This window comes from Pseudoalteromonas sp. NH0006-46, from assembly GCF_057547735.1.
In genome coordinates this window covers 222,747-248,920 of sequence record NZ_BAAJML010000002.1, presented here as the reverse complement: position 1 = coordinate 248,920, position 26,174 = coordinate 222,747, and the positions used below count along the sequence as shown (strand labels likewise).

Here is a 26,174-nt window from a genome sequence, read left to right as displayed (position 1 = left end):
AATATGAGCGTTTAATATAACAAAGCCACCTAACGGTGGCTTTGTGACTTTGGTGTATAACTATATAACCCGAGCGTTAATCATTTGGTTTTTAAATTTAGATTTCTAAAGTCAAAACTAAAGTCGGTAACCGCTGTTGAAACCGCCTGCATGCTCGCACGCTTTACACGGTTTGCAGTGCTCATTTCAAAATGTATAAACGCATCGGCCTCAAGTAGCTTTTCGTCCCACTTAACAATAAACGTGTTGCCAGTGTAGTGCTCAAGCTCCCCCTTTAAACGCTTTGTATGAGTAAAATCAATTCGTAACTTACCATCTAGCTCTTCAATAATGACATCGCCATACCAGTCATCATTTAATGTGCCCGTGTAATTAATATTAGGTAACTGTGGCTGATAATCCGCAGGTGCAGATGGTGTAGCATTAGCGTACGCATTTTGTTTGCCTTCAAAATGCTTTTTGGCCAAATCTTCGACCCAATCTTTATCCTCTAGATTGAGCACATCCTCAAGTACTTCGTGTGTAACTGCACTTAAGGCACTAAATGCTTGCTGGTTAGACAAAATAACAATACCGAGCTTTTTTTCTGGAAGCAAAGTGACTTGCGACACCATCCCTAAAATACCACCACCGTGGCCTAGTTTTTTAAACCCGTGGTAGTCCTCTATACTCCAACCTAACCCATAGCCTCTAAACTGTTGATGATATGCCTCAAAGGCACTTTTAGACGCCATAGAGGTTATATGTGGGTGCCACATTTGCGCTTGTTGTTTTTCACTAAACAATTGCTCGCCATTGGGCATTTTGCCACCAGCGAGTTGAGTTAGTAGCCATTGACTCATATCGCTTACACTGGATGCGATAGCGCCTGCTCCTCTAAAATCTTCTAAGTAATTTACAAAAAATGGATGCAGGCTCCCCTCCATAGGAATATGCCCTATTGCCCAGTTTTTGTTACTTTTTGGAATACGCGAAAAACCTGCGCGTGAATTGGTCATTTTTAGTGGCTGTAAAATATGTTTTTCAACGTAATCGTTCCAACTCATTCCAGATACACGCGCTACAACTTCACCCGCAGTCACAAACATCAGGTTGTTATATGCGTACCTACTACGAAAACTGCTAGCTGGTTTTAAATATTTTAACCCCGATAGAATATCAGCGACTGATTTATCTGTGCTTGGCCAAATCATTAAGTCGCCTTGCCCAAGCCCTAAGCCACTGCGGTGGCTTAATAAATCACGAACTCGCATTTCACGGGTTACATATGAGTCGTATAACCTGAATTCGGGTAAATGGTCTATTACGCGGTCGTCCCAGCGTAATTTCCCCTCATCGACTAATTTAGCTAACGCAGCACTGGTAAATGCTTTTGTATTTGATGCTATACCAAATAACGTATCTTTATTTACTTCAGCCTTTGTATTTAGGTTTGCCGTACCGAACCCCTTTGCTAGCACAACCTCGTTATTTTCAACAATCGCAACCGCCATTCCTGGTACATCAAAGCGTGCCATAGAGGTTTTAATTACGTCTTCTATTTTGTTAGTGTCAACCTGTGCCCAACTGCTAAAAGTAGTACTGGCTAGCAGTGCAAAAGCCGCTAATTTGGTCAGTTTCATATCAGTCCTTTTATTATTGATGCACTGCAAATTCTATTGCTGCGCGTTCTTTATTAGGATCACTCTTTTGTGGGCGATTAAGTATGGCATCACTGTAAGCCTTTGGTACGCCCGCTTCAAGTGCTCCGCGATGAACGTGTTTAACGTACCAATCGTAGGGTAAAATACTCTCGTCATGAGTATTAGCAATATAACAATGAGTATCAATAATTTCCCCGGTTAACAGCTCAACCGTTATATCTACACAATCGTAACCAGGGCCCTCTATTGCATCTAAAGTGACTTTTTCGTCAGCGTTAATTTCATATACTACACCGTATACTAGGGCATCCGCTTTATCAGCTTTTTGAATGCTGCATTTACCTGAGCCATCAGAAAAAAGCATATCAAAGGTCAACTCATACCCTTTAAGTACTGCTGTACCAATACGTTTAGCATTTGGCAAACGTGCCAACAAACGATTAGACGACATGTTAGATCCAAACGAAAAATTATATAAGGGCATATTTACTCCTACTTGTATTGCATAAATTAAATAACAACGCGAATAGCCAACGCAATTAAAATAACGCCAATACCTCGGTCAAACCAGTAGCCGTGTTGCTGAAAAAAACCACGAACATAGGCTTTAGAAAGTACCAACGAGAGCGCAGAAAACCATGCCCATGTGGCAAGCGCCATATAAATACCGTAACCAATTTGTATACTCAGTGGCGTTGTTTGGCTTATCACCAAGGTAAATAACGACATAAAAAACAACGTTGCTTTTGGATTTAGTGCATTAGTGAAAAAACCACGCCTAAAAGCAACCCAAATAGACTCTTCAGGGGCTTGTTTGTTTTCAATATTATCGGCTGATGATTCACTCGGCTTAGCGGCTCTTAATGCTTGTATGCCAAGGTAAGTCAAATAAGCGCCTGTAACATACTTAAGTGCCATAAATAAGCTGGGCGATTGAGATAAAATAAGCGCCACACCTAATACACAATAAGCGATGTGCAACAAAATAGCGCCGCCAACACCTGCACTCGTCCATAATGCGTTTCGCCTACCTTGTTGTACACTTTGCTTAAGCACAACAGCAAAATCAGGACCTGGGCTCGCAACAGCAAAAAAGTGAGCAATCACAATTAATAAAAATTCATCTAAATAAACCACACGCGTCCTTGCTAGTTAGGTGCATAAGCTAGTAATAACGGATTAGCCGATTCACTCACTAGGGCTTTAATTTCTTTTTGCGCTTTTTTAAACTGGCTTCGTAAATGGGGCTTTAAGTGCTTTTTAGAGAGGGTGTCTTTTTTAAAGTAGCAAACTAATGCATGCATAAATACCGTATGTGTTTCGCTCAATTGTGCTTCACGGTTTGCGTACGGGTTATAACAAGAGCCACATCCGCCTTTAAACTGATACACCGTATTGCTCATCATTACACCAAACCCTAAAAAGCAGGCAAGCGCATCAGCTGCTTGAGGTAAAAATTCTTTTCCACCTGGGGGTAATACACCAACATGATGAATCATAATTGTAGCCAGAGTTCCGGCAAAGCTGGCTACTAAATCTTGCGGCTGATTTATTTGATTAGGGTTAAACGAAATATTAATAGCATGGCTCGGCGGCACAATTAACTGACAGCCCTCACCACGAATTGCACTACTAAACTCAAAACGTGGAAACACTTGCGGTTGTAATTGCTGGGGCGCAACTAATTGAATTGGCCATGCGCTCATTCCCGCATAAGAAGTGACTCGTTTAAATACGCTTGTGGCCATTTGCTCAATACTTGATACCGAATCAGGAAAGTATTGCCCTGTAGGCAATATTATTTGTGTGTGTTTGGTAAAAAACGCAGCATCAAAATTTTCGACAGCCCAAATAAAAGTATCAATAAGCCATTGTTGCTCTTGTTGCTCTAACAAGGGCGCTGATTTAAATAACGCTAACATAGTGTGCTCTTAATTTAGTTATTCTTGTTCTTGTGCCCATTGCCACGCCTTTGTGTTATATAGCGGTACAGTTGATAATGCATGGTGATGGCTGCCGCTCGACTCTTTTGTTGAATACGACAAGTACAATAAAGTACGCGTTTTTGCATCGTATATTCGACGCACTTTTAACGATTTAAATAAAACGCTCTTTGATGACTTAAACACCACCTCTCCAGACTTACTACGATCAATTTCTTGTAATTGCTCCGCGGTGATAGGCCCTGTTTGACGACACGCAATCGACATATCTGACGGATCAGAAAAGTCTAAGTCGGCCTCAACATGACTGATGTGACACGTTACGCCTTTAATAATCGGATCTTGCTGCGAGTTCACCACCACATCTTTTGTAGTAAACAAACCTAAACTCACTGACGCAACATCATCAGAGCAGGCACTTAACGTAACCACTGCGCCCATAAGCAGGGCTAAACGTTTAATTTTTTGCTGAAGTTTCATATTCATCCTTAACTTAAACTCGGTTTTTATACGCTTATTTCAATAAGCTTGGGTTCACCTGTGTGTTTTTATACTAACATCAAAAATCAGCACAATTAAATTAGTTTAAAACAAACATTTTAGCCGTATGGGGTTTAGCGAGTCCTCGTGTATTTGTTACAATTAACGACACGCTTAATGCCGTAACCAATAGGAACCACCCACATGCCGCACATTATTATTGAGCACTCAGAAGACCTACCTGTATTACCTCAAGTACTGGTTGAAAAAATTCATAACTGTACATTCGAAAGCGGTTTATTTGATTTAGAAACTATTAAAACTCGCGCAGTTGCATATCAGCAGTATCAGTTAGGTGTAGGCAAAGAAGGGTTTATACATGTACAGGCGCATATTATGGCAGGGCGAACAGTAGAGCAAAAGCAAATGTTAAGTGAGCACCTACTTGCGTGTTTAAAAACCTATTGCAGGGAATCTGACAGTTTAAGCGTCAATATTTACGACATGGATCACGAGATTTACCGTAAAAACTAACACAAATACGGCCTTGTGCTAGTCGTCACAGGGCCACTCATCTTCACTAAGAATATGCTCTGCCAATAGCGATGCCCTAAGCGCCATTATTTTACTTTTTAACTCATCACGTATCAGCCTTATTGCAGGCGAAATAAACTGCCTGCTCGGAAGCACTAGCCACATTTCTGTTAACGGGACTTTATAATTGGGAATTATTCGTTTGAGCTTACCGCTAAGCAAATCGTCTGCCACATCAATAGCTGACTTTTTAGCGATCCCGGCACCATCAATACACCAGCGCCTTACAATATCACCATCGTTTACAGCCCTATCACTGTTCATTTTAACTTTGTATTGCTGCGTATTATCATAAAATTCCCAATCAGCATGCACGACTTCGTAAAGTTTATAAAGTAATGCATTATGCTCGCTTAAGTCGCTCGGCACGCACGGCTCGCCATTGAGTTTTAAGTAACTAGGTGAAGCACACACCACGTGTGGAATATTACAAATTTTAAACCCATATAAGTTAAGATCCTGGGCTACGCCTTTTTTCATCGCCCTTAGTGCAACATCAACCCTATCACGATAAAAATCGGCACGGCTATCACTTGCATGCAACCTCAATGTTATAGAACTATGGGCATTCATAATATCATTGAGCAAAACACGCATTAAATTACGTCCCATTTCAGACGACACAGCATAGGCTCTGCCTTGTCTAAATACCAAACAGACTGGTGCAAATTCAACCTTGAGAGATAAACAGGCCCTAAAAAACTATTATTCACGTTTTAACGAAACTGTATTAAACATTAGCCTATTTATCGAATGATAAACACTCGCTATTGTGTCTGTATTCAACGTAAAGGAAACTATTTATGAAATGTAAAATTGCTTTATCAGCTTTAATGCTCACAACTTCGCTTATATCTGCACCTACTTTTGCAGACGAACACGAGTCAAAAGTAATACCTGCCAACAAAGTAAAATGGGGCTACTTAAACCCATTAAGAGGCGAGCAAAGTCCTGGTGCAGCTGATTTGTGGGGCGATCGTACTGCAGACACTCCAACAGGTATGCTAGTACGCTTTAAAAAAGGGTTCGAGTCTCCGCCGCACATTCATAACATTACTTACCGAGGTATCGTAATTGAAGGTCAAATGCACAATGACGACCCCACAGCTGAAAAAATGTGGATGCCAACAGGATCATTTTGGACACAACCCGCCGGTGAAAACCACACTACTGCAGCTAATGGCACTACAAATCTAATTTACCTAGAAATAGATTCTGGTCCTTATTTAGTAAAACCTACAAACAAACAGTTTGATAATGGCGAACGCCCATTAAACTTACATAAAGACAACCTGGTTTGGCTAAACAAAAGCGACATAAATAATATTAATGCTAATGCAGTACAAACAACGTTTCTGTGGGGAAATACAGATGCAAGCTATGGCTCAATGATAAAACTACCAGCCGGTTTTAAGGGAGAAATTAGCACAAATACATATGAGTTTCGCGCAGTAATAATTGCAGGCAGTGTGCAATACAGCTCAAAAGGTAACTTACAAAACCTAAGTGCAGGCAGCTATATAGAATCTGCGGGAAAATTCATTCACTCGCTTGAAAACAAAAGCAATATTCCTGCAACTATTTACATTCGTAGTAATGAAACATATCAAGTAAATTAGGAAGTGCTAATTGCCTAAAGCAACATAAACAATTAAGCGCACCTCTTAGTGCGCTCAATTAACTGCTGGTGATTAAAAGCTGTAACGTGCAGTTAAGCTAATATAATCTAAATCATCTATTGTGGTGTAGCTAGTACCTACAGAAAAGTTTGTATTTATATAATAACGAGCACCTAACGTAATAGCTGTTTCACTGTCATCTGCAATATCAATGTAACCTAAGCGGCCATCAATTTCGATGCTATCAGTTAGCATTGATCTAACACCCACAGATAATCCATAGCCATTTTCATCATCCGACAAATCACTACCGCTGTACGATACTTCAGTTTCAATGTTTTCGTACGTTACTAAACCATAAAAGTCAGTGCTTTCACTCATTGCAGTGCGGTAACCTACGCCTGCGCTCAACCAATTTAGATCTACATCCAAACCATCTTCTGAGTCGCCTACAGTCTTATATTGACCAGAAACAAAAAAGTTATCGCCTAGTAATTTACTACCATCAAGCGTCCAACCATTTGCATCATCGCCATCAAGATCTGCATTTAAGTAACCGCCAGACACATAATTAAAGTTAGGTGTTTCTGCAAATGCAGCTGGGGTGGCAAAAACTGAGCTTAATAATAAGAGTGCTACTTTATTCATTTTCATGGTACTTCCTTTTAGATATATTTAAACAACACATTGTTGTACCCAATAAAATACACATCTATATTATTGATTGCAATAAGAAAGTTAATAGATTAATTAAGAATCAAGATATAAGTTAAGCAAAATAAATAATATAGAAATTAGCGTTTTGAGTGTGTAATAAATTGGTATTTACTAGAATATACTTATGAAGATTTGAAAAGTGGTGGCCCCTCCCAGACTCGAACTGGGGACCTAACGATTATGAGTCGTGTGCTCTAACCAACTGAGCTAAGGGGCCAACTTTATATAACTGCAAGGCAGTTAATTTTTAAAGCGTTTAGCCACAGAGCGACTAAAGCGGGTTGCAGTATAAAAACTTTTTTAGGGCTTGTCACTACCAAAAACCTTTATTTTAACAATCAGTAAGCTAACTGCTTAAATTGTAATCTTTTAAAGGGGCAGAGTGGTTAAATTTGGGAAAATTTTGAGTGGGTACGGTAAAAACCATTAAAAATAATATTTATTAATTGAATGCGCTGAGCGATATTTACTTACAACTAGCATAAACATAACTCAGCAACGCATTATTTTTTAGCAATAATATAAATTGCATGTATTAACCCAGGGAAGTAACCCAATAGCGTTAATAAAATATTAATCCAAAAATGCATGCCTAAGCCCACTTGTAAAAAAACACCCAGTGGTGGCAGCAAAACAGACAGTATTATACGAATGATATCCATTATTTAGCTCCTTCAAACAATTAAAAACAAAAAGCCCAGCAATGCTGGGCTTTGAGTATAACGTTATTCAGCTACGATAGATAAGTTATCTACCACATCACGAACGTCTTCAGCATTTTTAGCAATTTCGATTGCCAACTGCTTCTCCGCTGATGATTCAACCGAACCGTTTAATGTAACAACACCATTATCGGTATCTACATCAATATCGGTTCCACCTACTTCTGAATCAAATAGGAAACGTGTTGTAATAACGGTGGTGATTTTAGCGTCCGTTAGGTCGTTATCATCATCCATCATTTTAGAATCTGTATGTTTAGCGCTCATGTTTTTAACAACGGTTAGGCTGTTTTCAACGTCCATGACGCCATCTAGACTAAGTACAAGTTCTTCTGCTAGCTCTTTTTCTACTTCGCTATCAACTTTACCTGTAAGTACTACCTTGCCATTTGTTACATCAGTGTTTATGTCAAAGTTGTTTAGGTCTGTGTTCATAAGAAGCACAGTTTCTGCCTTGCCATCAATCCAAGCATCTTTACTTTCGTTTTCCCAGCTGTTTGCATGTGCACCCATTGCTGTTGTACCAAGAACTAACGCGGCGATAATAGATTTGTTAAATGTTTTCATAATCTTTCTCCTTTTGATTAAAGACACTTTAACTAATGCGAACATCAAGCCAACTTTATTTAACATTAAAAATCAATCACTTAATGATAAATTTGTATTGTTACAGCTTTGGCGTATTCCCCCTATTTACAGGGAAGTGAGTAAAACTTTCTCAAAGTGTGAAAATTACTAGATTATTGCTATTTTGGTTAATGTATCGTTAATATAACAACTAACAATTCAGCACTATAAAACTAAATCATTGATTATAAATAAAATTAATTGTGGTATACGGTTTGCTATCTAGTTAGCTAATAGCAAATACAATAAGGAATTACTCATGTCAGTTAAAGTTGAAGACCGCCCAATAGAGCAAGTACGCGAACAGGTGATTGATCAGTTAATTTATAACTATAGCCATGGCGTTATATCGGTTGAGGCATTTGAAAGACGATTAGATCAAGCAATGGACGCCAAAGACAATTTAGTGCTGCTAACGTTAGTAGAAGACCTAACACTTAATACCGACAAGCAATACAAAGCTGAAAAACAATCGCAGTTTACGCCAAATTACAGTGCACAACAGCATAGTGATGACGATATTACACTTCGTAGTATTTTGGGCTCAAACGAGAGAAGCGGACAATGGGTAGTGCCTAAAAATATTTACCTAAATAATTATATGGGCTCTGTGGTACTCGATTTCACCGACGCTATATTTACACATCAAAACGTGACAATTCATGTTAATTGTATTTTTGGTAGCGACGAAATTTATGTACCCGAGCATGTTAATGTAGTGTCTAAAATGTTTTGTATTTTAAGCACCTTAGAAAACAAATCAGTCACATTAAATAAGCGCCAAGGCCCTACCATTCATATTGAAGGCAAAGCAATATTAGGGTCGGTTGAAGTAAAGGTAAAGCGTACCATAAAAGAAAAGTTTATTAGCTTTGCAAACGATTTGAAGGCACAGCTAGGGGTAAGTAACAAATAAGTACAACCGTATTTGCTTTAATATGGCTGCTTTTTAGCAGCCATATTATAATTGCAGGCTTATAAATCATTATTTCGCTCAGCAGGAACATCGGACAAATACTCTACAAACTCAACCTCAAAACCCGAAGGGTCTCTGAAGTAGATGTTTTTTCTAAATGGATTTTTAGTACCGTGCTTATATGCTGCAAAACCCGCTTTATTTAAACGTGATACCGTATTATCTAAATTAGCCGTTACGTAAGCAAAGTGAGCAAAACCAACTTGATGTCCTGAAAGCGCTCTGTTTTCACCCTCACCATGATCGCTCATTGCTATATATTGCGTGTCGTCACCAAAGTGGATCCAACGCCTTGGTTTTCCATACCAATCACCCCGTCCTTCGCTTCGTATTACCCAATGCGGGAAAATAGCTTGGTAAAAACGAATCATGGTATCGATGTTTTTAACAACTAAGTTTACGTGTTCTAAATACATACTGTGTCCTTGTGAGTTAATTTAAACGCATCATAAAACCTCAAGCTAACTTTAGGTAAAGTGCTTTTTTATAGTTTTTATATGTAATAGAGCAGATACACGATGATTTAAATTAAATGTGCAACACTTTCAATGCTGTACAAAAAACACTCACAAGTATTTAGGGTTTATTGTTTACTTTATGTCAAAAGTAGCTAAAATACGCCGGCTGAAATATACAAACGTTCTTTTACAACCCAAAGGTAACTCCATGCATCCAATGTTAAACATTGCGGTTCGCGCTGCGCGTAACGCAGGCAAAATTTTACTTCGCGCTAGCGAAGACTTATCAAAAGTTGAAGTGCAACAAAAAGGCGCTAACGACTTAGTAACTAATATTGATAAAGAAGCCGAAGCCGTAATCCGTGACACTATTTTACAGTCTTACCCTACTCACTCTGTTGTGGGCGAAGAACTAGGTGAACATAAAGGCAAGGATGATGATTACCAATGGATTGTAGATCCTATCGATGGAACAACAAACTTCATCAAAGGTATCCCACATTACGCAATCTCTATTGCACTTAAAGTTAAAGGTCGTTTAGACCAAGCCGTTATTTATGATCCAATCCGTGGTGAGCTTTTCACTGCATCTAAAGGTCAAGGCGCACAACTTAACAGCAAACGTTTACGCGTAAGCAAAACAACCGTTCTTGCTGGTACAGTTTTAGCAACGGGCTTCCCTTTTAAGCATAAACAACATACAGACGCATACACTGAAGCGTTTAAAGCGTTATTTGTTCATACTGCTGATATTCGTCGTGCAGGTTGTTCTGCATTAGACATGGCGTATGTTGCAGCTGGCCGTGTTGATGGCTTTTTTGAAATTGGCTTAAAACCTTGGCACTCTGCTGCAGGCGAGCTAATGGTTAAAGAAGCGGGTGGTATGGTTGTCGATTTTGCTGGTGGTAATAACTATAACCACAGTGGCAATATCATTTGTGGCGCACCAAAACTGACTCAAGCTATTATTCGTGAAATTCGTCCAGTGTTAACTGAGTCGTTACTTCGCTAATAAATTGCTTTTACCAATATAATTGGTACAACTAAAAAAGGAGCCTAGGCTCCTTTTTTGTTTTTAAAAGTAAGGGTTTACCAATTTAATTTCAATAGTTTCCCCTTTTGTATAAGGAAGGGAGTTTAAATCTGTTGCAAAGTATTCATAAAATAGCGCATCAAACTCGCCATTTTGCTGCATTATTTTTATTCCCTGCTCAACCGCTTTCGCTAATTCGGGTTTATCCTTAGAGACAAAATAATACAACGCTGTTGGGTAGCTAATATATAAATTAGGCACAACACGTAAATTTTTATGCTGTGGCTCTAAAAGCTCAGAATTTACTTCAATAAATGAGCGCGGAAAATAATCTATGCGGCCTTGGCTAGTAAGCGCAAACATGGCTTTTAGGTTTGATAATGGCCTCACATTTAAACCGTTATTAACCAATATGCGCATATCAGGCCAGTCGTGCCCCTGTACCGAACTAAGCTTTGATAATTGCTCAAGCGTTTTTATGTCTTTAAATTTATCTAAATTTTCTTTATTAGTAACTAGCGCTCTTTTACCTATATACCCTTTAAACAATGGAATTTTAATAGCCGTGGCTAATGACTCTCGTTCAGGACTGCTCATGCTCCAATATAAATCAAGCGAGCCGTCATCAAGTGACATTAAGTTACGCTGCTGATGCGGGTGTACGTCAACAAGTTCTATTTCGGCAGGATATTGGGCTCTTATCAATGCCTTGGTTAGCATATCATAGAGGTAATCATCACGAGCAAAATGCGCATGTTGATCTTTCGGAATTTTTACACTATTTACTTCGCTTGCTACAGCATTTCCAATCAACAAGCTAACTACGCATACGATACACTTTAATGGCAACATCATGATCACCTATTAGTAAATTACCTTTTTACTAGTTGCTAATCGCACTACTGCAGGCGCTGGGCGCCTTCGCTTGCATGTAAAAAGATAGCTATGACGAAATCGTTTGGCTTCTTTCTTTGCATCCGTTGCTAATGCTGCAACCTGATGGCTATTTTTACACTGCTGTAAATCGGGTTCAACTAATCCTATTGATAAGGTAAGTAACGGTACAAACTGCTTTTCACCTTCACGATTTGTAGCCCAATAACCTTTACTGGCTATATGGTTGGGCGTAAAAAAGGTACGAGAACGATATTCAAACTGTTCAATAATACGGTTACAAATACTTACCGCATCATTTTGATCAAAAACAACCATAAAATCGTCACCACCAATATGCCCTACAAAGTTAGCACTATTTACACAGGCTTGCACTGTTACATCAGCCAATAATTTAATGACACTGTCGCCACTAGCGTAGCCATAAAGATCGTTAAACTGTTTAAAGTGATTCAGATCAATATAAGCTAGGTGAAATTTATTTTTATTGCGTAACCTTTGCTCTATAGCCTCGTTAATAGCGACATTACCTGGCAGCATTGTTAGCGGATTAGCGTGCTGTGCGTGGCGAATTTTTTCTTCTGTTATGTGTTTTAAAATATCTCTTAGTGGCGCGAGCCCTAAATAATTGCTATCTCTAGTAATAACAATATGGCGCCTAATATCGAAGTCTTGCTCAGTTATTTGCTTACTCACCGTATCTAGCTTTTGGTCTTCATCAACAATTAGGGGTTGTTTATCCATTAACTCTATAACAGGGCGCTTATCATAAAGGGCATGACCGTAGGGTGCTGCAAACACCTCGGTAAGTTGGTCTTTATGTAGTAAGCCAACAGGCCGCCCCTGTTGATTGATTACTGGTATGCTAATAATTGTTTTATCTTGCTCAAAAAGTAAATGCGCGTTTTTGCAACGGGTATCACTTGCAATAGCTTTTTGTGGCTGGCTTAGCGCACCAATTGCCATTGATTGGTCAAACTGATCACATAATTTAAATGTAAGGGCTTGTATTTGCGCAGAGCTAAAATCACGGCTTGGTTTCAAGTTAGGTCGTTCAAATAAAAAACCTTGTACGTTATTAATGCCTAAACTTTCAACCAATGCTAGCTCTTCAGAGCGTTCAATGCCCTCTGCAATCACTAAGGTGTTTGTTGCTTTAGCTAAAACAATAATTGATTTTAAAAACTCTTTTTTTACCTCACTTTGATCGCAATGATCGATAAAATAGCGGTCTATTTTTACATAGTCGGGACGTAGTGCCGACCACTGTTTCAAGCCAGAGTAGCCAGCCCCTAAATCATCAATCGCAATGGTAAAGCCCAGTTCTCGGTAATGCGCAATGGTTTTAATTAATAAGTCGTCGTTATCTACTTTGTCTTGCTCTGTCACTTCTATAACAACACGATTAGTCGCTAAACCAAAATGCTCGGTTAGGTGTCGTGTTTCGCCTTTTGGGTGGCAAGGATCGAGTAACGTTTTTGGGCTTACATTTAAAAAAAGCTTACCTTGCAGATTTAGCTTAACAAAGTTTTCTATTGCTTTTGAGCGGCACAGCAGCTCTAACTCAGAAATAAGGCCTTCTTGATGCGCAGCTTTAAATAACGTGTTGGGCATTTCTAATGGGCTACTTTGAGGACCGCGACTAAGTGCCTCATAACCAAGAATGAGCTGACCAGATATATCTAAAATAGGCTGAAATAACGTGGCTACTTCCCCGCTATATAAAATAGCCTCTAAGGCTTGTCGTTGAAGGGTCACTACTGGGCTCAATTATCATTTTGATTAGAGCAATAAAATAGCAACTGTGTATGACATATTTATTTCAAATTCTTATATTTCAGGCAACAAAAAACCGCTCATTGAGCGGTTTTTTTAATGCATTTAAGATTATGGCATTGCCATTGGATCTTGATCTGCACCTTCTTTTTCTATTACTTCTGGTATTAAATCTTCTTTACTCACCCCCATTGCAAGCGCAACTGAGCTTGCAACATATACAGATGAATACGTACCAATAAATACACCAAACAATAATGCAGTAGCAAAACCATGAATAGTTTGTCCGCCCCATACAAACAATGCAATCAATACCAAAATAGTGGTGATTGATGTAACAAGAGTACGGTTAAGTGTTTGCGTAAGTGAAATATCGATAATTTCAACGGTATCGTCGATGCGTACTTTACGGAAGTTTTCACGAATACGGTCAGATACAACAATAGTATCATTAAGTGAGTAACCTATTACCGCCAATATTGCCGCTAATATAGTTAAATCGAACTCTAAACCCAAAATTGAAAACAAACCTAACGTAATAATTACATCGTGTAATAGCGCGCCTACAGCACCAACAGCAAATCGCCACTCAAAGCGAAATGCAACGTAGATTAAGATACAAATAAGTGCAGTTAACATGGCTAGGCCACCCTGCTCTTTTAAGTCTTCACCGACACTTGGGCCAACAAACTCAATACGGCGCATTACTACGCTGTCGTCCGCTTTCTTTAGTGCATCAATTACTTGGTTACCAATAACTTCAGCTTTTACGTCGCTACCACGTGGCGCTAAGCGCACTAATATATCTTGGCTCGAACCAAATAGCTGTACTGATGCATCAGCAAAGCCATTATCACCAAGTACATTACGCACTTTTTTAAGGTCTGCCGGCTGAGAAAAACCCACTTCTACCGCTGTGCCGCCAGTAAAATCAAGACCAAAATTCAAGCCCTTCGTGAACATTGAAACTATCGACGCAACAATTAATAGCGTAGAAAAGCCCATTGCTACTTTTCGAAGAGACATGAAACGAAGGGTTCTACTACCCAAACTTAAAATTTGCATGTCTGCTCCTTAAATAGAAAGTTTATCAATGCGTTTACCACCAATAAATAAGTTGATCACCGCTCGGGTACCAACAATGGCTGTAAACATTGAAGTTAAAATACCAATAGCCAATGTAACGGCAAAGCCTGCAATTGGGCCTGTGCCCACAGCAAACAATATAATTGCCGCAATTAGCGTAGTGATATTGGCATCAAATATAGTGCTAAATGCGCTATCGTAACCAAAATGAACGGCTTGTTGCGGGCTACGACCATCGGCCAGCTCTTCACGAATACGTTCAAAAATAAGTACGTTAGCGTCAACCGCCATACCGACTGTAAGTACAATACCTGCAATACCCGGTAGGGTTAACGTAGCACCCGGAATAAGTGACATTATTCCAACAATAAGCACTAAGTTAGCAGCAAGCGCTAAGTTAGCTACTAAACCAAAGCCCTTGTAGTAGATAAGCATAAAGGCAAGTACAAACGCAAAACCAAGTGCAACCGCGGTCATACCCGCTTCAATGTTTTCTTGGCCTAGGCTTGGGCCTACTGTGCGCTCTTCAACAATCTGAATTGGTGCAACAAGCGCACCGGCACGAAGCAGTAAACTTAAGTTATGTGCTTCTGCTGGGTTATCGATACCGGTAATACGAAAAGAGCGATCTAAACGAGCTTGAATCGTTGCCACGTTAATAACCTCTTCGACCTTAATAGGCGGAAGTGCTTTTCCGTTTTCGTCTTTTTTACCTGATGGTTTGTATTCAATAAATACCGTTGCCATACGTTTGCCAATAGCACGCTTAGTAAAGGCATTCATTTTTGAACCGCCTTTGCTGTCGAGTGAAATACTTACCTGTGGACGTTGGTATTCATCTGCGCCAGATTGCGCGCCAGTGATATGGCTACCTTCAAGAATAATACGTTTTTTAAGTACTACAGGGTAACCGTCGCGGCTCATGATCATTTCAGTACCCGCTGGGATACGGCCTTGAGCTGCTGCGCTTGGGTCAGCGTTTTCGTCTACTTCACGAAATTCAAGTGTCGCCGTAGCGCCTAAAATTTCTTTAGCACGAGCGGTATCTTGCACACCAGGTAATTGCACAATAATACGTTCAGCACCTTGGCGTTGTACGTTGGGCTCTGCAACACCAATTTGATTAATACGGTTACGAATAATTGTTTCGTTTTGCTTGATGGCGTAATCACGAATCTCTTTTAGCTTTTGCTCACTCATGGTGGCAAAAAATGCATTATCGTTACTGCTGTCATCAATGTATACGTTAAGTGGATAACGAGATTCTAAAAAGCGCTCTGCGGCGTCTTTATCTTCTTCGTTACGCATTTCAACACGCATGCGGTCAGAGCCGGCTACACGACGAACGCTGCGATAGCGAAGTTTTTCTTCACGCAGATCGCTACGGAAATCTTGTTCCATTTGCTCAAGCTGGTTATCAACCGCTGTTGCCATGTCGATTTCCATGGTGAAATGTACACCACCACTTAAATCTAGACCCAGCTTCATTGGGTTTCCGCCAAGGGATTTTAACCAAAGAGGTTGAGCAGGCGCCATATTAATGGCTGAAATGTAATCGTCACTTAGCGAGTCACGCAATAAGTCTTGCGCTTTTAATTGTTCTTCAACATTTTTGAAACGAACAAGTATTTGCCCGCCTTCAAGCTTGGTTGATTTAACCGCTACGTTATGTTTTTTAAGGGTTTCATTTACTTTGTCTACAACACTGAGATCAACATCAGCACCTTTAGCACCCGAAACTTGTATAGCCGGATCACGGCCATACAAGTTTGGAGAAGCATATAAAAGGCCAATGGCAACCACAGCTAAAACAAGTAAATACTTCCACACTGGAAACTTGTTTAACACGGGGTCGTCCTTATTATTTTTATAGCGACTTCATTGTGCCTTTTGGCAATACAGCAGATACAGATGCTTTTTGTACTGTCACTTCTGCTTGCTCATTTAAAGAGATAACGATAAAGTCTTTATCTTCAGCAATTTTAACAATCTTACCAACTAAACCACCTTGGGTTAGTACTTCATCGCCTTTAGCCATCGCATTCATTAAGCCTTTATGCTCTTTAACGCGCTTAGCTTGTGGGCGGTAAATTAAAAAGTAAAAAACTAAACCGAAAATAGCTAACATAATTAGCATTTCCATACCGCCACCGGCTGCAGGAGCGCCAACTGATGCGTGTGCGTTTGAAATAAATAAACTCATAATACTTCCTCTTTAAATTTAAAGTTTAATTTTTTATATCTGCAAGCTCTGGCACGTCTTGGCCGCGGCGAGCGTAAAAATCTTTTACAAATTCTTCTAGTTTACCTTCGCTAATTGCATTGCGCAGGCCTTCCATAACACGTTGATAGTAACGTAAGTTATGTATTGTGTTTAGTCGTGCACCTAAAATTTCGTTACATTTATCAAGGTGATGTAAATAAGCGCGCGAGTAATTTTTACACGTATGGCAATCACAATCAGGGTCAAGTGGACCGGTATCTGTTTTATGCACAGCGTTACGGATTTTAATAATACCCGTAGTAATAAATAAGTGACCGTTACGCGCATTGCGCGTTGGCATAACACAGTCAAACATATCTATGCCGCGACGTACCGATTCAACTAAGTCTTCTGGTTTACCCACACCCATTAAGTATCGTGGTTTATCTTCAGGCATTTTGTAAGCACAATGATCAAGAATATTCATCATTTCGTTTTTAGGTTCACCAACTGATAAACCACCTAACGCATAACCATCAAAGCCAATTTCTTCTAGACCAGCTTGCGATTGTGCACGTAATTCTGGGTACATGCCACCTTGAATAATACCAAATAACGCAGATGGGTTATCGCCATGCCCTTCTTTTGAGCGTTTTGCCCAACGAAGAGACAGCTCCATTGAATCTTTAGCTTCTTTTTCAGTTGCTGGATACGGCGTACATTCGTCAAATATCATTACAATATCCGAACCTAAATCACGCTGTACTTCCATTGACTTTTCTGGCGACATCATTATTTGATCACCGTTTACTGGTGATTGAAATAAAACACCTTCTTCGGTAATTTTACGCATTGCGCCAAGGCTAAATACTTGGAAACCGCCTGAGTCAGTTAAAATTGGGAAATCCCAATTCATAAAGTCGTGCAAATCGCCGTGCTGCTTAATAATTTCAGTACCAGGGCGAAGCATTAAGTGAAAGGTATTACCTAAACAAATTTGTGCACCTGTTGCTTTTACTTCGTCAGGTGTCATACCTTTAACAGTACCGTAAGTACCTACAGGCATAAATGCGGGCGTTTCTATTACACCACGGTCAAAAATCAAGCGGCCGCGGCGCGCTTTACCGTCGGTGCGGTCTAATTCAAATTTCATATCATCCTCAATGTCGGAAAAACAGTCCAACAAGCTATAATTTAACCGCTCGATTCTACCCTTTTTGCACTGCTAATACTATTAGCTGCGGTAAATTCGATCGTGATAATCATCTACAACTAAAAACCCCAGCAAGTATGCTGGGGTTGAGTGTTACTTTTATTTAATAATAAATAAAACAGTGCTATTTACGTGTTAAAAACATAGCATCGCCATAACTAAAAAAGCGATATTTTTGTTCTATTGCAGTGTTATAAGCACCCATAATATTATCTTGCCCGCTAAACGCGCTCACTAACATAATTAACGTTGACTCAGGTAAATGGAAATTAGTGACCATGGCATCGACGACGTTAAATTGGTAACCCGGAAAAATAAAGATATCGGTATCGCCAAAGTAAGTGTCTAGCTTGCCGCCATGTATTTTGGCAGCCGACTCTAGTGAACGCATTGATGTGGTGCCAACAGCGATAACACGCCCGCCATTTGCTTTAGTTTGTGCAACGGCGTCTACCACATCTTGTGGAACTTCAATATATTCTGAATGCATTACGTGTTCGTCAATCGTCTCTACACGCACGGGCTGAAATGTACCTGCACCTACGTGTAACGTAACGAACGCCATTTTTACACCTTTATTTTTAAGCGCAGCCATAAGCGACTCGTCAAAGTGCAAGCCTGCTGTAGGCGCTGCCACAGCCCCAGGCTTTTCACCGTAGACTGTTTGATACCGTTCGCGATCAGCTTCATTATCTGGTCGGTCTATATAAGGCGGTAATGGCATGTGACCAATATCGTTAAGTGTATCGAGTACATTTTTGCTGTGATCAAATTCAAGTTCAAATAAAGTATCGTGACGGGCAATCATAGTGGCTTTAGCTTTGCCTTCTAAAATAACCTCATTACCTGGTTTTAATGATTTACTTGCACGAACATGGGCAAGTACGCGGTGCTCATCCAATACCCGTTCTACAAGGACCTCAACCTTACCGCCCGATGCTTTTTGACCAAACATACGCGCAGGTATTACTCGCGTATTATTAAAGATGAGTAAGTCGTTTTCGTTAACTAGCTCAAGAATATCACTAAATACTTTATGGCTTATCTCACCTGTTGGACCATCAAGGCTTAATAAGCGGCTGCTCGTACGATCTTTTTTTGGAAAGCGAGCAATTAATTCATCGGGTAAGTCAAAACTAAAGTCAGCTACGCGCATAGTTGGTAATCCACATCATTAAAAATCGCGCCAAGTGTATATCTATCGTCAATTAAGCTCAAGAAGCCAGCTCAACTTCTGTAAACCTAAGCGTCCTTCTATTCAAAGTGATTATTCAAATCTACTTGTTCTTGCTAACAAAACTCATTACCCTTAGGAATGGTAGTAAGTTACGATTTTTAGGACCTCCTGCGTGGCAGAACAATTAAATTTGCTAATTTTAAATGCAAGCCGTGCTGAGCGCAGGGTAATTAAAGATACTTTAAAAAAGCTTAACGTATTTAGTTTTATTGAAGCAAACGATAGCCAGGAAGCCCTTAAAACTCTAAAGCAACAACCTGTTGATATTATTATCACGGGGCTGAATGTGGGGAAAATAGACGGTTGGCGTTTTTCTCGTATGATTCGCTCCGGGCTATTAAAAACCCCTAAAAACACCCCTATTTTGCTTATGCCACCGACTTACTGCGAACGAATTGCAGAAACAACCGCCCGTAGTTATGGAATCGATGCTGTTTTACCTTTTGAAAACCAAGACATGCTACCGCAAGTTTTGGCTAATGTTTTATCTACACATTTAGAAAAAAGCAGTCGACTCAACCTCCTTTTACTAGAGCCTCACGCCAATAAAGTTGAGTCTATAAGTGAAGAACTAAAACTCAACTTTGCTATTACACATGTTACAACGTGTAAAGCCGCACTTAACCAATACAATCAGCAAAAATTCTCTATTGTGTTACTTGATACCACGCAAGAAAAAGCCGATGAATCTAGCTTACTCGTTGAAAATATTTTACAGCACAACCCTAAGCAAGCCATTGTAACTATTATAGATAATGCTGATGCAGACTATGCCGAGCAGCTTTTGTTATCGGGCGTAACCGATTTTATTCGTGCACCTTACGAACCTTCATTTTTAAATAAAGTATGTGATCATGCCGCTCGCCGAGAAGACTTTATGGTGAGCTACGCCGAATTTGCACAAAAAGTAGAGCAGTTAAGCGTAAGCGAAGTAAGGTATAAAGAACTATTTTCAGCTCATCAGCGCATATTATTGCATCTTAATACTGTTGTACTTGAGCTCGACCAGTTAGGAAAAATTCGCTTTATAAACCCAGCTTGGGAAACCTTAAGTGGATTTGGCGTTAAATCGAGCCTACAAAAAAGCCTTACTCAATTTTATACTGGCGAATGCCAAATAAAGCTAAAAGCAACCATCGACGATATACTCGGAGGTGGAACCGATCATCAACAAATAGAAATAAAACTCCAACATAAAAAGGGAGGCCAAATTTGGGTTGAATGTCGGTTGCAGCTAATTAAAAACAGACGTAATAATGCAACGATCACTGTCACTATTGATAACATTCACGAACGTAAGCAAGCCGAACTTCAATTACGCCACCTTGCGCTACATGATCCATTAACTGGCCTACACAACCGATACCACTTTGACCAAGAGCTAAGTCGTATTTGTAAACCCAAACATACTCACAGCGATGTTGAGCATGCCTTGATTTACATTGACCTTGATCATTTTAAAATTATTAATGATAGCCAAGGCCATCATCAAGGCGACCTGGTCTTAAAAGATGTGGCACAGCTGTTTAAAGACAACATTGAAAAAGAACATTTAGTGTGTCGTATTGGTGGCGATGAATTTGCCGTCATTCTAAAAAATATGAACCTACTTGATGCGCACCTTATTGCAGAAGGTGTTTGTAGTGCCATAGAGCAGCATACCTTTAAGTCTAAAGAGCAAAGCTACACAATAAGCTGCTCTATCGGCTTAACGCAAATTACAGTAAACAATAACGACCCAAATGAGTGCTTAAAGCAAGCCGATATTGCTTTGTATATTGCAAAAAACTTAGGCCGTAATTTAGTTCATTGCTACTCAAAAGAAGATGCGCAAAACAACACGCTTCAAACAGGTCTTGAGTGGGGGCACGAAATCCGCCAAGCACTTCAACAAAATAATATTGAATTACATTACCAGCCTATATGGGATTTTAAAGCAGAAAAAGTTGCGTACTTTGAGGCGCTATTGCGGTTAAAACTTAAAGGCACTCTCATTTACCCTAATCAGTTTATTCCGTCACTAGAAATGCTGAACGACACTTTTTTAATGGACCAGTGCGTAATTAGAAATGCGATTGAAAGTGTTGCAAAATACCCTCAACTTAGCCAAGTTGCTATTAATCTATCTGCGCAATCATTCTTAGATGAGCGACTGCTACCACTCATTGAGTCGAACCTTGAAAAGTACAATGTTCCCGCCACTCGGATAATTTTTGAGATCACCGAATCCGCAAGCATAAATAACATACAAGCTACACGTAAGATGATTGAAAAACTCAACTCTTTAGGTTGCCACTTTTCAATAGACGATTTTGGGACCGGCTTTAGTACTTTTAGTTACCTAAAACAGCTGCCTGCTCAACATGTAAAAATAGATGGCTCGTTTGTTCGCGACATGCTTAATGACCCTATTGACCTTGCTTTAGTAAAAGCAATTAACGATATTAGCCGCTCACTTGATAAGTACTCTGTTGCAGAGTATGTTGAAAATAAAGAAATATTTTCTACTTTAAAAGATATTGGTGTGGACTACGGGCAAGGTTACTTTATTGCTCGCCCAGTGCCCGTTGAAAAAATAAATGATGAGCTTGAAAAAATTTATCAAAATAAAAGTATTACCAACAATAGCCTAGATTAAAACTAACAAATTCGAACAATTTCACGTCACTTTTTTCTTCCATTATCTTCTTTCTTGCCTATACTTTCTTTATCAGATAAAGAGGATGTCATGTAATTTAAAGGATTACACTGCATAAACATGACATTACCCACTAGCAACACATCGTTAATTTTAAGCTACAAGGGTTTTAGGGAGGAAGGTATGGCGCAACTAGTTATATTATTACTGATCATTCACTTTATTATTGCTTACCAATGTTACAGGTATGCAAGTTTAAAAGGTTACCCCGTTAAGGTGTTTACTGCATTAGGGTGCATACCCTACTTTAATGTAGTGGTATGGATTTACTTACTTTTTTTACCTGAACTGGAACCATTTGAAAGCCACGTTGAACGTCAAAAGCAGCCATTGTAGGCTGCTTTAACTTTTTAATAGCGGTTAATTTTATTTGTCTGGCTCATTAAAGTTTAAACTACATTGGTGCTGTAAAAACACCTCAAGCTGCTGGCTAAACAATTTAAAATCGCGAATACGTCCTGTTGTTTTTCGCCAGAGAATACCAATATCGCGATAGGCATCGCTTTGTGAAGGCGTGGCTACCATCTGTTTATTATCTAAAATACCGGCATTAATTGCCATTTGTGGTAAAAAGGTCACCCCGAGCTGGTGTTCAACCATACTGAGTAACGTATGCAAGCTTGCCGCTTCAAATGGGTTAATACAACTAGAGCGGTTTAAATGGCACGCACTCAGCGCGTGACCCGTCATACAGTGCTCTCGCTCTAACAAAAACACACTGGCATCTGGTAATAAATTAAAGTCTTCTACGCCCTTTGCTGGCATATAATCTTTATGGTGCACCAGACTAAAATGATCTTTCGCTAAAATTTGAGTATGAAACTTATCGGTTGCATACGGTAGTGCCAATAACGCTAAATCAATGTGTCCATGCTCTAACTTATCCAATAACTTATCGCTGGTATCTTCAATTAATACCAACTCTAATTCACAAAAAGTTTGCTGGCAAAAATGATACAAAGGCGCAGCAATAAAGCTAGCAATAGTCGGGATCACGCCAACGGTTAATTTCCCGCTAAGCGGCGTTAAAAAACTTTTTGTAAGCTCTTTTAGGCTGATAGTGTCATTGATTATTTTTCGTGAACGCTCAACAACCTCTTCTCCTATGCTTGTAAACATAAGGCTTCGGTTTTCACGCTCAATAAGTTGACAACCTAGCGTTTCTTCAAGGTTTTGAATGGCACTGCTTAGTGTCGACTGGCCAATAAAACAGGCACTGGCTGCGCGGCCAAAGTGCTGGTGCTGATGAACAGCAAGTAAATACTGAAGCTGTTTAATACTCGGAAGATTGGTCATTTTTTCTTTCCACAAATAAAAAGACCCCAATACCTAGGGCATTGAGATCTTTTCAAGCTAAAAGTCTTTTAGTACTTTTTTGTTAAACCCCAAATGCGGTTCTCAGTACGTAGAAGATAACAATAGCAAGGGCAGCACCAACTGGCAACGTTATTACCCAAGAAACTACAATGTTTCTGATAACGCTCATGTTAAGTGCACCAATACCACGCGCCATACCTACACCTAATACCGCACCCACTAAGGTTTGAGTAGTAGATATTGGCATACCAGTTCCTGATGCAATAACAACAGTAGAGGCAGCGGCAAGTTCTGCAGCAAAACCACGGCTAGGCGTTAAATGTGTAATGCCTTCACCAATTGTTTTAATTACTTTTTTACCTAAAATAGCAAGACCTGCAACAATACCAAAACCACCTAGAGGAAGAATCCACCAAGCAATCGCTGCTTTCTTAGCAATTTCACCATTGTTTTCAACAATGTTTACAACAGCAGCTAGTGGACCAATTGCATTAGCAACGTCGTTAGACCCGTGAGCAAATGCCATACAACAAGCCGTTAATACCATTAATACCGCAAACACTTTTTCTACGTTATTAAATTGCATTTGCTTGTCAGCTTTAGGGTCGATGTTTAAGCGAGAGATAGCAATTTTACCAATAATGGCAACAACCACTGCAACACCAATTGAAAGCGCGTAGCCTTCAACAGAACCTAGGTTAATACCAACGTGCTTTAAACCTTTTTTGATCGTAACTAAAGCCATGATAAAACCGGCTAAACCCATGTAGATTGGTACGTAGCGCTTAGCGTTCTTTAATGGTGCATCGGTATCAAATATAAGCTTTTGTGCGCTCATGAATATTAGGTACGCAATAAAGCCGGATATCGCTGGTGTAATGATCCAGCTTCCCACAATACCGCCTACTTTATTCCACTGGATTGCTTCTGTACCCACTGCAACTAGCGCAAAACCAATGATTGCACCAATAATAGAGTGAGTTGTTGATACTGGCCAACCTAAGAATGAAGCGATTAATAGCCATGAACCCGCAGCAAATAATGCGGCAATCATACCTAGTACCATCAGTTCTGGGATGTTTGCAAACGGTGCAGCATCAATTATTCCTTTACGAATAGTTGATGTAACTTCACCCCCTGCTAAATAAGCACCAGCAAACTCAAAAACCATGGCTATTAAAATAGCTTGTTTAATTGTTAATGCTTTTGAACCTACAGATGTACCCATGGCGTTCGCAACATCGTTCGCGCCAATACCATAAGCCATGAAAAAACCAACAGCCGCGGCAATTAAAACTAATACCGTGCCGTAAGATGCAATGATATCCATTGTATAACCTTAATCTTTCGTGTTTGAACTGATTTTAAATTAACGAGCTAACATCAGCTCAAGACGTGATCCTACGCGCTCTGCAATATCTGCAAGCTCGCCAACCCATTCAATAATGCTGTATAAAAACATTACATCTACAGGGTTAAGCTCACCTTCTACTTCACGTAGTTGGCGGCGTACTTTAATTTGCATGTCATCCGTGTCTTGTTCTATTGCATCCAATTCAACGAGCATTTTTTCTACTAAGGTCACTTCGCGACCTTTAAAGCCTGTTTCTAATAGCTCTTCTAACTCGTTTATTGCTTTAGATGCTTGTTTAGTTGCATCTACACAACGAGTTAAGTAAGCCAAGAAATCAGCTTGCATGACTGCTGGTATGGTCATTTCACGACCGATTACACGTCCAGCAATGTCTTTTGCTTTATTTGCAATTTTGTCTTGTTGAGTTACTAATTCGAGCAGATCTGTACGTTCTACCGGCATAAATAAACCGCGTGGTAACTGTAAACGTATGTCTCTTTTCATGTCATCGGCTTCACGCTCTAAATTACGAATAGTAATACGAAGCTCTTCTGCTTGTGTCCACTCTTCTTTAAAAACGTGATTAAAAAAAGGTATCAAAGCTTTACTTGCTTGATGAACTTTTTTGATGTGATCTTCCATTGGTTTGAAAGGAGATTTTGCAAAAACTCCTAAAAACGCGTTTGTAGGCATAACTGACCCTTTAATCAAATTACATGCGTGCAGCATGCGATTTTACAGTATTCACAACAATTGTGAACGGTTTTTATTATTTAACTTATAGCTAAATAAACAAAGCGGCCTATAGCCGCTTTGTTAAAAATGCGCTAATGAACTTTAAAGCGATTTTTCAATATCTTCCTGTGATATATGGCGAATATCTTTACCATTTACAAAGTAGATAATGTACTCGGCAATGTTCTGACAGCGGTCACCAATTCGCTCTAATGAACGCACTGACCAAACTAAATCCATAATTTTTGGAATTGAACGTGGATCTTCCATCATGTATGTCATAATTTGACGTGTTATTGCTTCATATTCACGATCAACTTTAGCATCTTCTTTGTGTACTTCAAATGCGCGTTGCACATCCATGCGTGCAAACGCATCAAGTACATCATGCAACATTTTTAGAACCTGACGACCCATATTTTCAATATTCACCAACAAATCTTGTTGATCTTTAGTGAAGGAATCAAGAGCCACTTTTGCAATACGCTCAGCTTCATCACCAATACGCTCTAAGTCAGCAATGGTTTTTGCAATAGCAATCACCAAACGTAAATCGCTAGCCGCGGGCTGGCGACGCGCAATAATACGCGTACATTCTTCGTCAATACTCACTTCCATGGCATTAACTTTGTAGTCGTTTTGACGCACTTTTTCTGCAAGTTCTGCATCGTTTGTGCTTACCGCATCAAGTGCACTACTTAGTTGCTGTTCAACTAATCCACCCATGCTTAGTACATGGTTACGAACATTTTCAAGCTCTTGATTAAAGCGGCCAGAAATATGCTTATTAATATTATGTTCCATAATTACCTTCTCTCTAAATCTTGTACAACACAGTACTGTTAATTA

26 protein-coding genes, 1 tRNA gene and 1 pseudogene are annotated in these 26,174 nt (G+C 39.6%); 6 read left to right on the top strand and 22 right to left on the bottom strand.

The window, feature by feature from the left end; genetic code table 11:
- Window positions 1–80: 80 nt before the first annotated feature.
- The 5 genes from AC27I2_RS05970 to AC27I2_RS05950 are packed head-to-tail and all read right to left on the bottom strand — an operon-like array spanning window position 81 to window position 4,066.
- A complete protein-coding gene (locus AC27I2_RS05970) occupies window positions 81–1,622 on the bottom strand; it encodes a serine hydrolase (RefSeq protein WP_487203718.1) in 1,542 nt (513 codons plus the stop codon).
- 13 nt (window positions 1,623–1,635) lie between these two features.
- Complete coding sequence (locus tag AC27I2_RS05965; RefSeq protein ID WP_487203717.1) at window positions 1,636–2,127, bottom strand: gamma-glutamylcyclotransferase family protein; 492 nt, start codon at window positions 2,125–2,127, stop codon at window positions 1,636–1,638.
- A 26-nt stretch (window positions 2,128–2,153) separates the two neighbouring features.
- Window positions 2,154–2,780, bottom strand: coding sequence for a LysE family translocator (locus AC27I2_RS05960; RefSeq protein WP_487203716.1), 627 nt, complete (start codon window positions 2,778–2,780; stop codon window positions 2,154–2,156).
- A gap of 11 nt (window positions 2,781–2,791) precedes the next feature.
- Window positions 2,792–3,565, bottom strand: a complete 774-nt coding sequence (locus AC27I2_RS05955) for a hypothetical protein (RefSeq protein ID WP_487203715.1) — start codon at window positions 3,563–3,565, stop codon at window positions 2,792–2,794.
- 18 nt (window positions 3,566–3,583) lie between these two features.
- A complete protein-coding gene (locus AC27I2_RS05950; RefSeq protein WP_487203714.1) occupies window positions 3,584–4,066 on the bottom strand; it encodes a CreA family protein in 483 nt (160 codons plus the stop codon).
- 204 nt (window positions 4,067–4,270) lie between these two features.
- On the opposite strand from AC27I2_RS05950, the gene AC27I2_RS05945 reads away from it, so the two are divergent.
- Window positions 4,271–4,600 (top strand): 5-carboxymethyl-2-hydroxymuconate Delta-isomerase, encoded by a 330-nt coding sequence (locus AC27I2_RS05945; protein ID WP_058552548.1) that lies wholly within the window; start codon window positions 4,271–4,273, stop codon window positions 4,598–4,600.
- A gap of 18 nt (window positions 4,601–4,618) precedes the next feature.
- Here AC27I2_RS05945 and AC27I2_RS05940 read toward each other — a convergent pair.
- Window positions 4,619–5,287: pseudogene (locus AC27I2_RS05940) on the bottom strand (substrate binding domain-containing protein); the annotation flags it as partial.
- A 176-nt stretch (window positions 5,288–5,463) separates the two neighbouring features.
- On the opposite strand from AC27I2_RS05940, the gene AC27I2_RS05935 reads away from it, so the two are divergent.
- Entirely contained in the window at window positions 5,464–6,279 is an 816-nt protein-coding gene (locus AC27I2_RS05935) for a DUF4437 domain-containing protein (RefSeq protein ID WP_487203713.1), read from the top strand.
- Window positions 6,280–6,351: 72 nt separating this feature from the next.
- On the opposite strand, the gene AC27I2_RS05930 is transcribed toward AC27I2_RS05935, so the two are convergent.
- From AC27I2_RS05930 to AC27I2_RS05915, 4 genes are all read right to left on the bottom strand, one after another.
- Window positions 6,352–6,933, bottom strand: a complete 582-nt coding sequence (locus AC27I2_RS05930) for an outer membrane beta-barrel protein (RefSeq protein ID WP_487203712.1) — start codon at window positions 6,931–6,933, stop codon at window positions 6,352–6,354.
- Window positions 6,934–7,136: 203 nt separating this feature from the next.
- Window positions 7,137–7,213: transfer RNA gene (locus tag AC27I2_RS05925), tRNA-Ile, on the bottom strand.
- Window positions 7,214–7,499: 286 nt separating this feature from the next.
- Window positions 7,500–7,658: a YqaE/Pmp3 family membrane protein gene (locus AC27I2_RS05920; RefSeq protein WP_006791179.1), complete on the bottom strand. Its 159-nt coding sequence runs from the start codon at window positions 7,656–7,658 to the stop codon at window positions 7,500–7,502.
- A 63-nt stretch (window positions 7,659–7,721) separates the two neighbouring features.
- Window positions 7,722–8,285: a BON domain-containing protein gene (locus AC27I2_RS05915; protein ID WP_058403771.1), complete on the bottom strand. Its 564-nt coding sequence runs from the start codon at window positions 8,283–8,285 to the stop codon at window positions 7,722–7,724.
- Between the two features lie 319 nt (window positions 8,286–8,604).
- Between AC27I2_RS05915 and AC27I2_RS05910 the strand changes: the two genes are divergently transcribed.
- Window positions 8,605–9,261, top strand: coding sequence for a LiaF domain-containing protein (locus AC27I2_RS05910; RefSeq protein WP_138530729.1), 657 nt, complete (start codon window positions 8,605–8,607; stop codon window positions 9,259–9,261).
- A 59-nt stretch (window positions 9,262–9,320) separates the two neighbouring features.
- Here the strand turns inward: AC27I2_RS05910 and AC27I2_RS05905 are convergent, their stop codons facing one another.
- On the bottom strand, window positions 9,321–9,737 hold the full coding sequence (locus AC27I2_RS05905; RefSeq protein WP_138530727.1) for a VOC family protein: 417 nt from the start codon (window positions 9,735–9,737) through the stop codon (window positions 9,321–9,323).
- A 250-nt stretch (window positions 9,738–9,987) separates the two neighbouring features.
- Between AC27I2_RS05905 and suhB the strand changes: the two genes are divergently transcribed.
- The gene (gene suhB, locus AC27I2_RS05900; protein ID WP_058403774.1) at window positions 9,988–10,791 is read left to right on the top strand and encodes an inositol-1-monophosphatase; all 804 of its coding nucleotides are present in this window, start codon (window positions 9,988–9,990) and stop codon (window positions 10,789–10,791) included.
- Between the two features lie 63 nt (window positions 10,792–10,854).
- On the opposite strand, the gene AC27I2_RS05895 is transcribed toward suhB, so the two are convergent.
- The 7 genes from AC27I2_RS05895 to queA form a co-directional block, all read right to left on the bottom strand.
- Window positions 10,855–11,664 carry a substrate-binding periplasmic protein gene (locus tag AC27I2_RS05895; protein ID WP_487203913.1) on the bottom strand — a complete coding sequence of 270 codons (810 nt, stop codon included), beginning with the start codon at window positions 11,662–11,664 and terminating at the stop codon, window positions 10,855–10,857.
- A gap of 12 nt (window positions 11,665–11,676) precedes the next feature.
- The gene (locus tag AC27I2_RS05890) at window positions 11,677–13,464 is read right to left on the bottom strand and encodes a bifunctional diguanylate cyclase/phosphodiesterase (RefSeq protein WP_487203711.1); all 1,788 of its coding nucleotides are present in this window, start codon (window positions 13,462–13,464) and stop codon (window positions 11,677–11,679) included.
- A gap of 129 nt (window positions 13,465–13,593) precedes the next feature.
- Window positions 13,594–14,547 carry a protein translocase subunit SecF gene (gene secF / locus AC27I2_RS05885; RefSeq protein ID WP_219422766.1) on the bottom strand — a complete coding sequence of 318 codons (954 nt, stop codon included), beginning with the start codon at window positions 14,545–14,547 and terminating at the stop codon, window positions 13,594–13,596.
- Between the two features lie 9 nt (window positions 14,548–14,556).
- Window positions 14,557–16,416, bottom strand: coding sequence for a protein translocase subunit SecD (gene secD / locus AC27I2_RS05880; protein WP_058403778.1), 1,860 nt, complete (start codon window positions 16,414–16,416; stop codon window positions 14,557–14,559).
- Window positions 16,417–16,435: 19 nt separating this feature from the next.
- A complete protein-coding gene (gene yajC / locus AC27I2_RS05875) occupies window positions 16,436–16,771 on the bottom strand; it encodes a preprotein translocase subunit YajC (RefSeq protein ID WP_058552555.1) in 336 nt (111 codons plus the stop codon).
- Between the two features lie 25 nt (window positions 16,772–16,796).
- Window positions 16,797–17,924 (bottom strand): tRNA guanosine(34) transglycosylase Tgt, encoded by a 1,128-nt coding sequence (gene tgt, locus AC27I2_RS05870; RefSeq protein ID WP_058403779.1) that lies wholly within the window; start codon window positions 17,922–17,924, stop codon window positions 16,797–16,799.
- Between the two features lie 184 nt (window positions 17,925–18,108).
- On the bottom strand, window positions 18,109–19,140 hold the full coding sequence (gene queA, locus AC27I2_RS05865) for a tRNA preQ1(34) S-adenosylmethionine ribosyltransferase-isomerase QueA (RefSeq protein WP_487203710.1): 1,032 nt from the start codon (window positions 19,138–19,140) through the stop codon (window positions 18,109–18,111).
- A 193-nt stretch (window positions 19,141–19,333) separates the two neighbouring features.
- On the opposite strand from queA, the gene AC27I2_RS05860 reads away from it, so the two are divergent.
- Together AC27I2_RS05860 and AC27I2_RS05855 are read left to right on the top strand one after the other, a co-directional pair.
- A complete protein-coding gene (locus AC27I2_RS05860; RefSeq protein WP_219422768.1) occupies window positions 19,334–21,859 on the top strand; it encodes an EAL domain-containing protein in 2,526 nt (841 codons plus the stop codon).
- A 183-nt stretch (window positions 21,860–22,042) separates the two neighbouring features.
- The gene (locus AC27I2_RS05855; RefSeq protein WP_219422769.1) at window positions 22,043–22,255 is read left to right on the top strand and encodes a hypothetical protein; all 213 of its coding nucleotides are present in this window, start codon (window positions 22,043–22,045) and stop codon (window positions 22,253–22,255) included.
- A gap of 30 nt (window positions 22,256–22,285) precedes the next feature.
- On the opposite strand, the gene AC27I2_RS05850 is transcribed toward AC27I2_RS05855, so the two are convergent.
- The 4 genes from AC27I2_RS05850 to phoU all read right to left on the bottom strand — a co-directional run bounded on the left by AC27I2_RS05850 (window position 22,286) and on the right by phoU (window position 26,129).
- Window positions 22,286–23,215, bottom strand: a complete 930-nt coding sequence (locus tag AC27I2_RS05850; protein WP_058403782.1) for a hydrogen peroxide-inducible genes activator — start codon at window positions 23,213–23,215, stop codon at window positions 22,286–22,288.
- 82 nt (window positions 23,216–23,297) lie between these two features.
- Window positions 23,298–24,566: an inorganic phosphate transporter gene (locus AC27I2_RS05845; RefSeq protein ID WP_010556661.1), complete on the bottom strand. Its 1,269-nt coding sequence runs from the start codon at window positions 24,564–24,566 to the stop codon at window positions 23,298–23,300.
- Window positions 24,567–24,605: 39 nt separating this feature from the next.
- The gene (locus AC27I2_RS05840; protein ID WP_058403783.1) at window positions 24,606–25,283 is read right to left on the bottom strand and encodes a TIGR00153 family protein; all 678 of its coding nucleotides are present in this window, start codon (window positions 25,281–25,283) and stop codon (window positions 24,606–24,608) included.
- A 144-nt stretch (window positions 25,284–25,427) separates the two neighbouring features.
- Window positions 25,428–26,129, bottom strand: coding sequence for a phosphate signaling complex protein PhoU (gene phoU, locus AC27I2_RS05835; protein WP_058403784.1), 702 nt, complete (start codon window positions 26,127–26,129; stop codon window positions 25,428–25,430).
- Window positions 26,130–26,174 lie beyond the last annotated feature (45 nt).